Origin of the sequence: Rhodoferax sp., from assembly GCF_028688795.1 — a bacterium.
Taxonomy (GTDB): domain Bacteria; phylum Pseudomonadota; class Gammaproteobacteria; order Burkholderiales; family Burkholderiaceae_C; genus Rhodoferax.
Window position 1 is genome coordinate 318041 of record NZ_JAQTXM010000001.1, and the last position, 13383, is coordinate 331423.

Below are 13383 nucleotides of genomic sequence, written 5' to 3' on the forward strand. Positions count from 1 at the left end.
CAAATATGACCACCACATCGCTCAAACTGCAGGTTGACAACATCCACAAGCGCTTTGGCGCCAACGAAGTCCTCAAAGGCGTGTCGCTCACGGCGCATGCCGGGGATGTGATCAGCATCATCGGCAGCTCAGGCTCTGGCAAAAGCACGTTTTTGCGTTGCATCAATCTGCTGGAAAAGCCAAACCAAGGGCGGATCACCGTGGCCGGTGAAGAGCTGCACCTGAACCCTGATGCCAGGGGCGAATTGCACGCCGCCAACCCGAAACAGTTAGCGCGCCTGCGCACCAAGCTGGCCATGGTGTTCCAGCATTTCAACCTGTGGGCGCACATGACGGTGTTGCAAAACATCATCGAAGCCCCGGTGCATGTGATGGGTGTGCCACGCGACCAGGCGGTGGACATTGCCCGCAAATACCTCGCCAAAGTTGGCCTGGAAGGCAAAGAAGACGCATACCCAGCACACCTGAGCGGTGGCCAGCAGCAACGCGTGGCGATTGCCCGCGCCTTGGCCATGGAGCCCGAGGTGATGCTGTTTGACGAACCCACCAGCGCACTTGACCCCGAGCTGGTCAGTGAGGTACTCAAGGTTATGAAAAACCTGGCTTTGGAAGGCCGCACCATGGTGGTGGTGACGCATGAAATGGGTTTTGCCCGCGAGGTGTCTAACCACCTGATCTTCCTGCACAAGGGCCAGATTGAAGAGCAAGGCAACCCGGCCACCGTGCTGGGCAGCCCAAAGAGCGTGCGCCTAGCGCAGTTTTTATCCGGAAGTTTGAAGTAATTCAGGCCTCTAGCCCTTATACAGTAAGCGCGAACAGCTACTATTTTTATAGTAATTTAAATGACTTGGTTAAACACGGCACTGGCCCGCATTGAGGCTGACTACCAGCGCAGTGCCGACACCCACCTGATTCCCCTGCCCTTGCCGGCCTTTGCCAGCCACGGCATTGACCTTTACCTGAAAGACGAGTCCACCCACCCCACTGGCAGCCTGAAACACCGCCTGGCCCGCTCGCTGTTTCTCTACAGCCTGTGCAACGGCTGGCTGCATGAAGGCTCCACCGTGGTGGAATCCAGCAGCGGCTCCACTGCGGTGAGTGAAGCCTACTTTGCCAGGCTGCTCGGCCTGCCCTTCATTGCCGTGATGCCGCGTTGCACCTCACCCGAAAAAATTGCACAAATCACCTTTTATGGTGGCCAGTGCCATTTGGTCGACAGCGCCCCTGCTGTTTACGACGAGGCGCGTGCGCTGGCCCTGCAAACCGGTGGCCACTACATGGACCAGTTCACCTACGCCGAGCGCGCCACCGACTGGCGCGGCAACAACAACATCGCCCAAAGCATGTTCAACCAGATGGCGCGTGAGCGATTCCCGGTGCCACGCTGGGTGGTGGTAGGCGCTGGCACCGGTGGCACCAGCGCCACCATTGGCCGTTTCATCCGTTACCAGCGTCACGATACCCAGGTGCTGGTGGCTGACCCCGAAGGTTCGGTGTTTGGCAACTACCACCGCACCGGGGACGCCACCCTGACCGGGCCCGGCTCGCAGATCGAAGGCATTGGCCGACCGCGCGTGGAAGCCAGCTTCATCCGCACGCTGGTTGACCGCATGTTGACGGTGAGCAATGTCGATTCATTGGCCGCCATGCAGCTGCTGTCAGAGTTGCTGGGCCGCAAGGTTGGGCCATCCACCGGCACCAATCTTGTCGGCATGCTGACGCTGGCCTGCGAGATGCGCTCAACCGGTGAGCAGGGTTCTATCTTGTCGCTGCTGTGTGATGCCGGGGAACGCTACCTGGGCTCGTACCATGACCCGGCATGGGTCGATAAAAACATCGGCGACTGCACTTGTGCATTGGCTGACCTGCGCGCCCGATTGGGCTGAGAATTCATAGACTTTTTGTCTCCCCCACCATTTTGCAAAGCCCGCTTTATCCATCGTTATCGCGCCGCCAGCTGCTCGCCACCAGCTTGAGCGCACCGCTCTGGCCCGGCTTGGCGCAGGCACAAAGTGGCAGCACCACGCAGCCGTCAACCCTGCCTGCCAAACGAGCCCTGCAGTTCCCACGTGATCTGGGCAGCCACCCGGACTTTGCCATTGAGTGGTGGTACATCACGGGTCAGCTGCAAGCCGAAGAACGCCAGTTTGGTTTTCAGCTGACATTTTTCAGATCGCGCGTGCCGGTGACCCAAGGCATGCGATCCGCCTTTGCCGCCAAGCAGTTGATTTTCGCCCACGCCGCCGTCACCGATGTGGCAGGCAAGCGCTTGCTGCACGACCAGCGCATTGCCCGCGCATCTGGAGCGGCGCAGGTTGATCTGGCCTCTGCCAGCAGCGTTGATACCGACATCACACTGGGTAATTGGTCGCTCACGCGCCAGGCCGCTGGGTACCAGGCGCAAGCCAGTGGGCCGGGCTTTGCCTTTACCCTGGCCTTGCGTGAAACCCAGCCGCTGTTGTTACAAGGCGACCAGGGGCTGTCGCGCAAGGGGCCGCAAGCTGAGCAGATGAGTTTTTACTACAGCCTGCCGCAGTTGCAGGCCAGCGGGCAGCTGCGCTTGGACGGGCAAACGCTGAACGCGCGAGGCCAGGCCTGGCTAGACCACGAGTGGAGCCAGTCGCTGATGCACCCCGATGCCGTCGGCTGGGACTGGATCGGCATGAACTTGTCTGACGGCAGCGCGCTTACCGCTTTCAGGCTGCGCACAAAGACGGGCGATGCGCTGTGGTCCGGTGGGTCGTATCGCGTGGCGGGCCAGGTCAGCCCGGAGGTGTTTAGGCCAGAAGACGTGGTGTTTGCGGCCACACGTTTCTGGAAGAGCCGTGCCACCGGCACCACCTACCCGGTGGCCTGGTCGGTGGCCATCACCCGCCGCACAGTCACTGGCGTGCCAAGCACTGAACGCTATGTTGTGAACGCTGTTGTCGATCAGCAAGAACTCGACAGCCGCCAGTCCACCGGGGCCATTTACTGGGAAGGTTTGAGCGAACTGTTTGACAGCCAAGGCAAACTGATTGGCCGCGGCTACCTAGAAATGACCGGCTACGCCAGCCCGCTGTTGATTTAGATTACTACAAATTAAGTAGCTGCTTGCGCAATAGCCATAAGCGCTAGGGGCCAATTTGGTCTAAATTATTCAAGGGCAGCAGAACTTGCGCAAAATGGTGACCATCCGGGTGATCCACGCAAACGCCCTCCGACCCGTTCAAGGCGCGCCGCAATGGCGCTTTTTTTGCGAATCCTGCCATTTCTGTTTTTTTGAATTGATCGCCCCATGTCGTCAAAGCCCACCCAAAGCCCCAAGTCCCTCTCTGGGTTGCTGCCTTTTTTAATGCCTTACCGCGTTCGGATTGGTTTGGCGCTCGTTTTTCTGGTCACTGCAGCCGTGGCCACCCTGGCGTTTCCGCTGGCGCTGCGCCAGCTGATTGACGCCGGTATGTCGCCTACCGACAAGGGCGCACAGGTGATGGCCCTGCGTGAGCACTTTGCTGCGCTGTTTGCCGTAGCCGTGGCGCTGGGGCTGTCTTCGGCCGCGCGTTTTTACATGGTGAGTTGGCTGGGGGAGCGCATCAGCGCCGACTTGCGCAACGCGGTGTACGGCCATGTGCTGCAACAAAGCCCCGAGTTTTTCGAGACCACGCAAACCGGCGAAGTGCTCTCCAGGCTGTCAGCCGACACCACGCTGGTGCAAACCGTGGTGGGCTCATCCTTGAGCATGGGGCTGCGCAATCTGGTGATGGGTATTGGTGCCTTGGGCGTGCTGGTGTGGACCAACCCGATGGTGATGGTGCAGGTGCTGGGCGTGCTGGTGCTCATTGTCTTGCCAGCGCTGTGGTTTGGCCGACGTGTGCGCAAGCTCTCGCGCGCCAGCCAAGACCGCGCGGCGGATTCAAGCGCCATTGCCGCCGAGGTGCTCAACGCTATTCCCGTAGTGCAAAGCTACACGGCGGAGGCTCGTGAGGCAGCGCGCTTCAACCTGGCCACCCACAATGCGTTCGAGGTAGCGGTGCGCCGCAGCAAGGCACGCTCAGTGCTGGTGGCGTTCATCATCATTGCGACTTCAGCCGCCTTGCTGTGGGGCTTGTACCAGGGCACACAGGCGGTGATGGCCGGGCGCATCAGCGCCGGGCATCTGGGCCAAACCGTGGTTTACGTGATCATTCTGGCCAGTGCGTTTGCGGTGCTGGGCGAGGTCTACGGCGATTTGCTGCGTGCTGCAGGGGCGACCGAGCGGCTGATGGAGCTCCTGGCCAGCCAGTCAACCATTAAATCACCTTTAAATCCAGCTCCAGCCCCTATGCCGATTGCGGGAAGCGCTATTGAATTTGATTCAATCACGTTTCATTACCCGTCACGCCCGGCGCAGATGGCCTTGCAAAATTTCTCGTTGAAAGTCTTGCCAGGGCAAACAGTGGCATTGGTAGGGCCGAGCGGCGCCGGCAAAAGCACGGTGTTTCAGCTGCTGCTGCGCTACTTTGACGCGCAGAGCGGGCGCATTGTGCTGGACGACGTACCCATCCAGACCCTGTCGCTGCAGGACTTGCGTGAGCACATTGGCATCGTGCCGCAAGACGCGGTGATTTTTTCCAGCAGCGCACTGGAGAACATTCGCTACGGCAAGCCCGACGCCACCGATGCCGAGGTGCAGGCTGCGGCCAAAGCAGCTTTTGCAGATGAATTCATCCATAGCCTGCCGCAGGGATACGACACGTTTCTGGGCGAGCGCGGTGTGCGCCTGTCAGGCGGGCAACGCCAGCGCATCGCCATTGCCCGCGCCATGCTGAAGAACCCACCCTTGCTGCTACTCGACGAAGCCACCAGTGCGCTGGACGCCGAGAGCGAACGCATGGTGCAGGCCGCCCTGGAGTCGGCCATGCGCGGGCGAACCACGGTGGTGATTGCGCACCGACTGGCCACGGTACAAAAGGCCGACTGCATTGTGGTGCTGGATCAGGGGCGGGTGGTAGAAACCGGCACACATGCTGAGTTGGTGGCAGCAAATGGGCTGTACGCCGGGCTGGCGGCACTGCAATTCAGCGACTGAGCTTGGCATGAACCCGCTTTGGTCAGCCGTCAAAGGCAAGCCCGTAAAAAAAGGGGGATTGAATCCTGCGACCAAGGCTTGTAAACTCAGAACTACCCCTAAAAGGAGCCTCTTATGAACGTTTCATCACCCAAAGCCACGGCAGTCCAATCAACCCAACGGCCTACGCAAATACAGAAGGCCGAGCAACAAGCAGATATGCAGGCGCGCCAGCAGGCCCCTGAAGTCAAAAAATCGGCACCACCCCAAGCCACGCCGGTGGTCAACACGCAGGGGCAAACAACCGGTCGACTGCTGAACGTCACCGCTTGATGCGGTCCATGTGACGCCCAATCGACACAGAGGCTCATCATGGCTGCCCTTGCCGCCACCAACAGTGCTACCCCATCACTGCAGTCCAGCCTGATTCGCAACCGGCTACAGGCTGCGCGCCGCGAAGCCGATCAGGCGCAAGCCAATGTGCAAACTTTGCGCGCGCAGGTTGACGCTGCTGAAACCACATCGCAACAAACGCAGGGCAAAGTTCGCAGCCTGACCAGCCAAGCGAGCCAGTCGAGTCAAACCGACCCGACTTATAAAGCGGCTGTGCAAGCCAGCCAATCGGCCGTGCCGGTAAAAACGCAGGAATTGCTCTTTGGGCTGTATGACGCCACCAGTTCACGGCGTCAGGCCAGCGGCAACGGTCTCAAAAATAACCCCGATGCGGCCCCTGTGTTGAACACACAAGGGCAAGCCACCGGGCGCATTGTCAACATGAGCGCTTGACCGCGCCGCCCCGGTGCGAGGCAGCGACAGGTGTCATGCCAGGTGACGCAACTCGCGCAGGGCCACCGACACCGGTGCCAAATCAGCTCCTTGGGTGCTGATGGTTTGCAACAAATGACACAGGCGGGCAATGACCGCCGCGTTGGCCCCTGACCAAGCTTCTACTCCTTCAAAACGCAGCAACACAGTCTGACTGATCTGATTCGCAATGGCGTAAACATCCTCGCGGGCACTGCCTCTGGCCTGGGTTTGCCACAGGGTGTCGGTTGGCAAACGGTTGATCTGGGCACGCCAGGCGCTCAGGCCCAACACCGTGTCCACAGCAAAATAGGTTTGCGCCGCTTGCGCCATGGTGGTGTTGGCTTGTTCGGTCAGGTCCACCAGATCGAGTGCCGGAAAAACAAACTCCAGTGCGCTTAGGTTTCGTGCCAATTCAGTGGCAACCCCGGCTTGTATCAGAGCCTGTGCAGCCTGCTCCCAGTTGGCGACTGCGCTTGCGGGCAACCAGGCTTCCAAGTGGGCGCGCAGCTCGCGCGCGCCAGGCTGATAACGTGAAATCAGGGTCGGAAGATCAGACTCCTTGGACCGTGCGCGCAACATCCAGCGTGAGGCACGCTGCGCAATGGCGATCAATTTGGCCAACAGGTCAAGCTGCAGCGTGCTGGCTACCTTGCCATCAAGTGCATCAATCTCATCCCACAAAGGCGTCAAGTCAAAAATTTCCCTTGCCAGGGTGTAGGCCCGCACCACATCTGCCGTGCTGGCGGCAGCTTCAGCAGCCAAAAAGTTGACAAAGGTGGCCCCTGTGCGGTTGACCACGGTGTTGGCCACATAGGTGGCAATGATTTCCCGCTTGAGGGGGTGCTGATCAATTGCAGAGGCAAATTTTTCGGTCAGCGCTTTGGGGAAATACGCGTTCAGCACGCGAATGAAATACGGGTCGTCAGGCAAATTGCTGGCCAGCAAGTCATCAAACACCGACATTTTGGCGTAGGCCAACACCACCGCACCTTCTGGCGCGGTCAAGCCCTGCCGGAGCGCGCGCCGACGCATGATTTCATCGTCTGTTGGCAAAAATTCGACCGCACGGCTCAGGCGCCCGGCGCCTTCAAGCCATTGCATCAGGCGCTGCTGACCATTCAGGAAATACAGTGGCCGATGGCAAGCCACATCGAGCGCCTGCGTCTGGTAGTAGTTGTCAGCCAGCACCAAATGGCCCACCTCTTCCGTCATGGAGGCCAGCAGGTCATTGCGCTGCTTGAGCGTCAGGTCGCCCGCCTCCACCACGCGGTCCAGCAAAATCTTGATATTGACCTCATGGTCTGAGCAGTCAACGCCTGCCGAGTTGTCAATGGCGTCGGTGTAAATCAGACCACCGGCCTGGGCATACTCAATGCGTCCCAACTGGGTGCAGCCGAGGTTTCCACCTTCCACCAACACCTTGCAGCGCAGTTGTTGGCCATTGACCCGAAAGGCATCGCCAGCTTTGTCGCCTACCTGGGCGTTGCTCTGCGCCGATGATTTGACGTAGGTGCCAATGCCACCGTTGTAAATCATGTCCACCGGCGCTTGCAGCAAGGCGTGCAACAAGTCAGTAGCGGAGAGGTCATGTGCTTCGATGCCCAACACGTCGCGCGCGGCGTTTGAGAGGCTGATGGTCTTGGCAGCCCGCGGGTAAATGCCAGCGCCTTCAGACATGACACTGCGGTCAAAATCATCCCAACTGGAGCGTGGCAAATGAAACAGGCGCTGGCGTTCGGCAAAACTGCGCGCCACATCGGGATGGGGGTCGATGAAGATGTGCCGATGATCAAACGCCGCCACCAATTTGATTTGTGTGGAAAGCACCATGCCGTTGCCAAAAACATCACCCGACATGTCGCCAATGCCCACCACGGTGAAAGGCGTGGTCTGAATGTCATGCGACAAGGCCCGGAAGTGGCGTTTGGCCGACTCCCACGCACCGCGCGCAGTGATGCCCATTTTTTTATGGTCGTAACCTACCGAGCCACCTGAAGCAAAGGCATCACCCAACCAATACCCATACTCAGCGGAGACGCTGTTGGCAATGTCCGAAAAACTCGCCGTGCCTTTGTCGGCAGCCACCACCAGGTAGGGGTCGTCCGCGTCGTGGCGAACCACTTGCCTGGGCGGCACAACTTCGCCCTTGACCAAGTTGTCGGTCAAATCGAGCAGCCCCGACAGCAAGAGCTTGTAGCAGGCAATGCCTTCAGCCATGAAGGCTTCGCGATCACCGGCAGGCGGCGGGTTTTTCAACACAAAGCCGCCTTTGGAGCCAACCGGCACGATCACCGTGTTTTTTACCTGCTGTGCCTTGACCAGGCCCAGTATCTCTGTGCGAAAGTCTTCGGGTCGATCAGACCAGCGCAAGCCACCACGAGCCACCTTGTCAATCCGCAAATGAATCGCTTCCACACGCGGGGAATACACCCATATCTCAAACAAGGGCTTGGGCTCGGGCATGCCGGGTACGTCATGCGATTTGAACTTGAAGCTCATGTAGGGTTTGGCGGCACCAGAAGGAGCAGCCTGCCAGACGTTGGTGCGCAGCGTGGCGAGAAGGGTTCGGTGGTACTGCCGCAAGATACGGTCTTCGTCCAGGCTCGCCACGGCGCTCAACTGCTGGTCAATGGCACCATTCAGGCTCGACTGCATTGCGGCTGGGTCTTCGCCCTGCACGGGGTTAAATCGGGCATCAAAAAGCTGATACAAGGTTTCTGTCAAGGCTGCATGCTTGAACAAAGTGGCTTCCAAATAACTCTGGCTATAAGGAAAATCCAACTGCTTGAAGTAGCGCGTGTAGGCGCGCAACACCGCAATAGCGCGAGCATCCAGGCGGGTCACCAGCACCAGCTTGTTGAGGTCATCACTGTCAAGTTCTTTGCACCAAACAAGTACAAACAAAGCCTCGAAGCGCTCGCGAATTATTGAAAACTCAACCGTTTGCGGAAGCTGTAAACCCAAGTCGTGAATCCAGTAGTCGCATGCCTCACCGCCTTGCGCCTGCACCGTCAATTGGTAGGGGTGTTCATCAAGCACGCGGGCACCCATGCGCTCAAGCACCGGCAAAGAATCTGACAAGGTCACTTTGCCCATACTGAATATCTTGAAACGCACCAAGCCGGGGGTGCTGTCCAGTGGGCGATACAGGCGCACCGCCATCGGCGTCAAGGAAGACAAGTCGGCGAGCACTTTGACATCTTCAGCAGCCACGGGCCCTGAGAAGTCCTCTTTGTAAACAGCCGGAAAACTGTCTGCAAAACGGCTACCCAGCGCCAGCCCAAGGTTCTCGCCATGAATCTGCAATAGCGTCTGCTGGCACTCATCCTCCCAGCGCCGAGCCAGTTGGGCAATCCGCGCTTCAAGCGCAGCCACGTCAACGTTCTTTGGCGCTTGTTCGCGGGCGATAACGAGGTAATGAATGCGCGCCAGCGGACTGTCTGTCAGCGTTGGGGTGAATTCAATCGACTGACCGTTCAACGCGCGACTCAGAGCGTCACCAATTTTGATACGTAACTCTGTGTTGTAACGGTCACGCGGCACAAACACCTGAACCGAGGTAAATCGGCCAAAGGGGTCGCGGCGCAAAAATACACGGCTACGCTGGCGCTCCTGAAGTCGCAAGATGCCCACAGCGTGTTCAATGAGGGTTGGGGTGTCCACCTGGAACAATTCATCGCGCGGATAAGCGTCCAGAATCGCCTGCAAGGACTTGGCTGCGTGGCTCTCTGGCAACACACTGGCGGCGATTCTGACGGCTTCGGCACGGCGCCGGATTTGCGGGATGTCGTCTACCCTGGACGCGTAGGCCTTGGAGGTGTAAAGACCCAAAAAGCGTGCCTCGCCGGTGACGACTCCCGACTCATCAAAGCGTTTGACCGTGAGACAGTCCAGCCAGGCCGCACGATGCACCGTGGCACGGGTCATGGCTTTGGTGACAAGCACAAACTGGTCGGATTCCAAGAAATCAAGGGCATCTGCGGGCAAACGATAGGCCGCCGTCTTCGCTTCGCCCCGCAGAATGCCAAGGCCCGAGTCAGGCACTGCACGCAAGTCGACCACGTCACCTTCTCGGACCAGCTGGTAGTCACGCGCACCCAGAAAGGTAAAGTGCTCCGCCTCAAGCCAACTGAGAAACGCCACCCCCTCCTGATGTCCTATGGATGACAAAGTGCTAGACCGTGACGATGCCTCACGCACCGCCTGCAGACGATTCAGCATGGAACCCCAGTCGGTGACTGCTGCGCGAACGTCTGCCAAAACCTGCGCCAGGTCGGCAGCCAGTTGCTCACGCTCGGCGCTTGGCAATATACGATCACACTCCACCAAAATCAGGGAAGAAATGGCATCCGGGTGTGTCGCGTCCAATGTCGCCAGACTAGCACGTGCAACCATACCGTTGGCATTGCGTTCAATTGCCAACAAAGGATGAACGATCCAATGTGCAACTCTTCCGCTTCGGTTAACCGCCATGGTGACCGAGTCCACCAGGAAAGGCATGTCGTCGTGAACGATCTGAATCACGGTATGTTCACTGACAAAACCGTCTTCAGCAAGGGTGGGATTGAAAACACGGATACGGGAACCGGTTGCGTCTGGCAGCGCGGTCAACAGACGCCAATGCGCGTTGGCAAGTGCCAACAACGTGGACAGCTTGCGGTTTTGCAGTTCGTCAGGGTCGGCGCTGTCAAAATAAGCTGACACAAAGTCAGCCAATTCATGAGAGGCTGAGCCAGCGTTTTCCAGGGTGTAGGTGCGCAGGGCAGAAAGGGCAGCATGAGTCATGCAAGTCTCCGATTGTTCTTTTTGAAGAACCTAATTCTAGGGAGCCGCTATAACAAAAATGAACCCTTACTACCCAATTCATTGCCTGATGCAAAAATCACATAACCACACAAGCGCATTCGATCCGTCTGCTATTGCGACGGACCAAGCATGCCATCAGGCAGCAGCAACGGCAGCACGGCAATACCCTCATCTATCAGTGCGTGAGTTTCCTGCGACGTTGCCTGGCCTCGAATCGCACGCACGGGCGCCTCCCCATAATGCATCTTTCTTGCCTCTTCTGCAAAGCCGGTTCCGACATCTGCCGTGTTGGCCACGATGTGCCGACAGGCATTCAACCAAAGCTGCTGCATGGCCTTTAGGGGATCAGTCACATCTACCCCAACCTGTGCAACCGTCACATCATCAGATGCCCCATCAGCCACAGGTGCGCGTGCAGCGCCAAAATTCAGACGAGGTGCACTCAAGCGTTTGGACACACTGGCACTGCCACAAACCGGACAGTGGATTTTTGCCTGAGCCATTTGAGTCAAAAAATCATCTTCAGAAGAAAACCAGCCCTCAAAAACATGTGTCTGCCCACATTGCAGGTCGAGCACTTTCATGACGGGCCTACCAAGCCATCAGACACTTGCATCTTGCCAATCAAGTGTCCATGCACCCGACAACATGTTTTGCAACCATAAAGCTGCCGTGAGCGTCTTGCCATCTGTCACCAGGCCGTCCCGACACCAATCAAGCAACTGCAAAGGAGTGGCTGTAAACACTTCCAGAAACTCACCTTCATCCAGTTGCCTCTGACCTGCTTGCAAGCCCCGGGCGAACCAGATGTCGATGAACTCGGTGGAATAGGCAATGACTGGGTGCAACACGCCAGCGTGTGCCCATTGCAAGGCGGTATAGCCCGTTTCTTCACGCAACTCGCGTCGGGCGCAGTCAAAACAGTCTTCGCTGGCGTCAAGCTTCCCAGCCGGAAACTCAATCATGACTTGACCCACAGGATAGCGAAACTGACGCTCAAGAACCACTTGCAGTTCCCCGTTCTCCGCTTCTAGCAGCGGAACGATCATGACCGCGCCAGGGTGAACCACATATTCCCGAGTGGCCAACCCGCCGCCAGGCAATTTCACATCATCCCGAAAGGCATGGAGAAACTTGCCTTTGAAGAGTTCGTGGGTCCGAACTTTCTCTTCGATCAACCCGCTGAAATCCGTATTGTTCATTTGCGGGCGACCCGCCTGGTTAAGCCAGACACATTAGCTGGCAAGCATTTGCATGATGGCATTAGCGCACAAGGTCATGAGCCCACCTGGGACCAAACCAAGGATCAACAGTAACGCACCATTGAGGGACAACACAGCACGAACATCAAAAGGTGCGCTCACCTTGGCCGCAGTGATTGGCGCATCGAAATACATCACCTTGACAACCCGCAGGTAGTAGAAAGCACCTATCAAGGACATCAGAACCGCAAAAACAGCTAAACCCAAATGCATGGCACCACCTGAGGCCACCAGCGCTTGCAACACGGCAAGCTTGGCGTAAAAGCCCACCATGGGTGGTATGCCAGCGAGCGAAAAAAGACATATCGCCATGATGCCAGCGTAGAACGGGCTTCGTTGGTTCAACCCGGCGAAATCAGAAATTTCTTCGCTTTCAAACCCATTACGCGACAACAACAAAATAACACCAAAGGTCGCGAGTGTGGTCAAGACGTAAGACACCACATAAAACATCGACGAACTGTAAGCATTACCTGCAGCCTCAGCGTGCCCATCAACCACGCCAGACATCATGCCAATGAGAACAAAACCCATGTGTGAAATGGTCGAAAAAGCCAACATGCGTTTGATGTTGGTTTGCGCAATGGCGGCCAGATTGCCAATAGCCAAGGATGCAACCGCCAGCAGCATCAACATCTGCTGCCAATCTATGGCCAACGGAAACAGGCCCTCAACCAGCAGACGAATCGTGACGGCAAAAGCAGCCAACTTGGGAGCCCCGCCAATCAACAATGTGACGGCAGTGGGTGCACCTTGGTAAACGTCAGGGATCCACATGTGAAATGGCACCACGCCCAATTTAAACGCCAACCCCGACACCAAAAACACAAGCCCAAAAACCAGCACCTGATGCTTGATCTGGCCCGAATTGATGGCCTTAAACACTTCATGCAGATCAAGTGAGCCAGTGGCACCGTACAACATGGACATGCCGTAGAGCAAGAAGCCTGAGGCCAGAGCGCCTAGAACAAAATACTTCATCGCCGCCTCGATGGACAACGAATGATCTCGCCGCAGCGCCACTAACGCGTAGCTCGACAAGGTCAGCAATTCAACGCCCATGTAGATCACGAGGAAGTTGTTCCCCGAAATCATGACAAACATGCCAAGCAGCGCAAAAAGACTCAGCACAAAAAATTCGCCACCGCGTAACATGTCCCGATCAGCGGCGTAAGGCCGGCCGTAGACCAGCGTCACCATCACGGCCAAGGTAGCAAAACATTTGAGCCAATTGCCCATAACGTCACTGACGACCATGTTTCCAAAACCATAAATCGTCTGACCGGAGGTCGCGTAACTGGCTTGCAGTGCAGCCACTACCGCCAAGGTCAGCATCGTCACCACATATGTTGCAGTGCGCGTGCGGCTCTTGACACTCAAGTCGAACAAGGCGATCACGCACGCCATGATTAACAGGAGCATTTCAGGGTAAACGGCGATCAAACTGAGTTTGTCAATCATAGGAATCTCTTATCTCGGTGA

The 13383-nt window shown here is 57.5% G+C and carries 10 protein-coding genes; 6 read left to right on the forward strand and 4 right to left on the reverse strand.

Annotation, left to right across the window (positions count from 1 at the left end):
• Nucleotides 1–5: 5 nt before the first annotated feature.
• The 6 genes from PHQ58_RS01465 (at nucleotide 6) to PHQ58_RS01490 (ending at nucleotide 5812) form a co-directional block, all read left to right on the forward strand.
• Nucleotides 6–782 (forward strand): ABC transporter ATP-binding protein, encoded by a 777-nt coding sequence (locus PHQ58_RS01465; protein WP_300106013.1) that lies wholly within the window; start codon nucleotides 6–8, stop codon nucleotides 780–782.
• A gap of 60 nt (nucleotides 783–842) precedes the next feature.
• Nucleotides 843–1886, forward strand: a complete 1044-nt coding sequence (locus PHQ58_RS01470) for a PLP-dependent cysteine synthase family protein (RefSeq protein ID WP_300106015.1) — start codon at nucleotides 843–845, stop codon at nucleotides 1884–1886.
• A 29-nt stretch (nucleotides 1887–1915) separates the two neighbouring features.
• Nucleotides 1916–3070, forward strand: a complete 1155-nt coding sequence (locus PHQ58_RS01475; protein WP_300106076.1) for a carotenoid 1,2-hydratase — start codon at nucleotides 1916–1918, stop codon at nucleotides 3068–3070.
• A gap of 207 nt (nucleotides 3071–3277) precedes the next feature.
• Nucleotides 3278–5047 carry an ABC transporter transmembrane domain-containing protein gene (locus tag PHQ58_RS01480; protein WP_300106017.1) on the forward strand — a complete coding sequence of 590 codons (1770 nt, stop codon included), beginning with the start codon at nucleotides 3278–3280 and terminating at the stop codon, nucleotides 5045–5047.
• 114 nt (nucleotides 5048–5161) lie between these two features.
• Nucleotides 5162–5359, forward strand: a complete 198-nt coding sequence (locus PHQ58_RS01485) for a hypothetical protein (RefSeq protein ID WP_300106018.1) — start codon at nucleotides 5162–5164, stop codon at nucleotides 5357–5359.
• Between the two features lie 39 nt (nucleotides 5360–5398).
• A complete protein-coding gene (locus PHQ58_RS01490; RefSeq protein ID WP_300106020.1) occupies nucleotides 5399–5812 on the forward strand; it encodes a hypothetical protein in 414 nt (137 codons plus the stop codon).
• Between the two features lie 33 nt (nucleotides 5813–5845).
• Here PHQ58_RS01490 and PHQ58_RS01495 read toward each other — a convergent pair whose 3' ends face one another.
• The 4 genes from PHQ58_RS01495 to nuoN all read right to left on the reverse strand — a co-directional run bounded on the left by PHQ58_RS01495 (nucleotide 5846) and on the right by nuoN (nucleotide 13362).
• A complete protein-coding gene (locus tag PHQ58_RS01495) occupies nucleotides 5846–10618 on the reverse strand; it encodes an NAD-glutamate dehydrogenase (protein WP_300106021.1) in 4773 nt (1590 codons plus the stop codon).
• 131 nt (nucleotides 10619–10749) lie between these two features.
• Nucleotides 10750–11223 carry a DUF1178 family protein gene (locus tag PHQ58_RS01500; RefSeq protein ID WP_300106023.1) on the reverse strand — a complete coding sequence of 158 codons (474 nt, stop codon included), beginning with the start codon at nucleotides 11221–11223 and terminating at the stop codon, nucleotides 10750–10752.
• Between the two features lie 18 nt (nucleotides 11224–11241).
• Nucleotides 11242–11841, reverse strand: a complete 600-nt coding sequence (locus tag PHQ58_RS01505) for an NUDIX hydrolase (RefSeq protein WP_300106025.1) — start codon at nucleotides 11839–11841, stop codon at nucleotides 11242–11244.
• Between the two features lie 33 nt (nucleotides 11842–11874).
• Nucleotides 11875–13362, reverse strand: a complete 1488-nt coding sequence (gene nuoN / locus PHQ58_RS01510; protein ID WP_300106026.1) for an NADH-quinone oxidoreductase subunit NuoN — start codon at nucleotides 13360–13362, stop codon at nucleotides 11875–11877.
• Nucleotides 13363–13383: the final 21 nt, after the last annotated feature.

Excerpts from the sequence above, each read along its gene's own strand:
- PHQ58_RS01500 (WP_300106023.1), bottom strand. The coding sequence starts at position 11,223 with ATGAAAGTGCTCGACCTGCAATGTGGGCAGACACATGTTTTTGAGGGC.
- PHQ58_RS01495 (WP_300106021.1), bottom strand. The coding sequence starts at position 10,618 with ATGACTCATGCTGCCCTTTCTGCCCTGCGCACCTACACCCTGGAAAAC.
- nuoN (WP_300106026.1), bottom strand. The coding sequence starts at position 13,362 with ATGATTGACAAACTCAGTTTGATCGCCGTTTACCCTGAAATGCTCCTG.
- PHQ58_RS01480 (WP_300106017.1), top strand. The coding sequence starts at position 3,278 with ATGTCGTCAAAGCCCACCCAAAGCCCCAAGTCCCTCTCTGGGTTGCTG.
- PHQ58_RS01490 (WP_300106020.1), top strand. The coding sequence starts at position 5,399 with ATGGCTGCCCTTGCCGCCACCAACAGTGCTACCCCATCACTGCAGTCC.
- PHQ58_RS01485 (WP_300106018.1), top strand. The coding sequence starts at position 5,162 with ATGAACGTTTCATCACCCAAAGCCACGGCAGTCCAATCAACCCAACGG.
- PHQ58_RS01470 (WP_300106015.1), top strand. The coding sequence starts at position 843 with ATGACTTGGTTAAACACGGCACTGGCCCGCATTGAGGCTGACTACCAG.
- PHQ58_RS01505 (WP_300106025.1), bottom strand. The coding sequence starts at position 11,841 with ATGAACAATACGGATTTCAGCGGGTTGATCGAAGAGAAAGTTCGGACC.
- PHQ58_RS01465 (WP_300106013.1), top strand. The coding sequence starts at position 6 with ATGACCACCACATCGCTCAAACTGCAGGTTGACAACATCCACAAGCGC.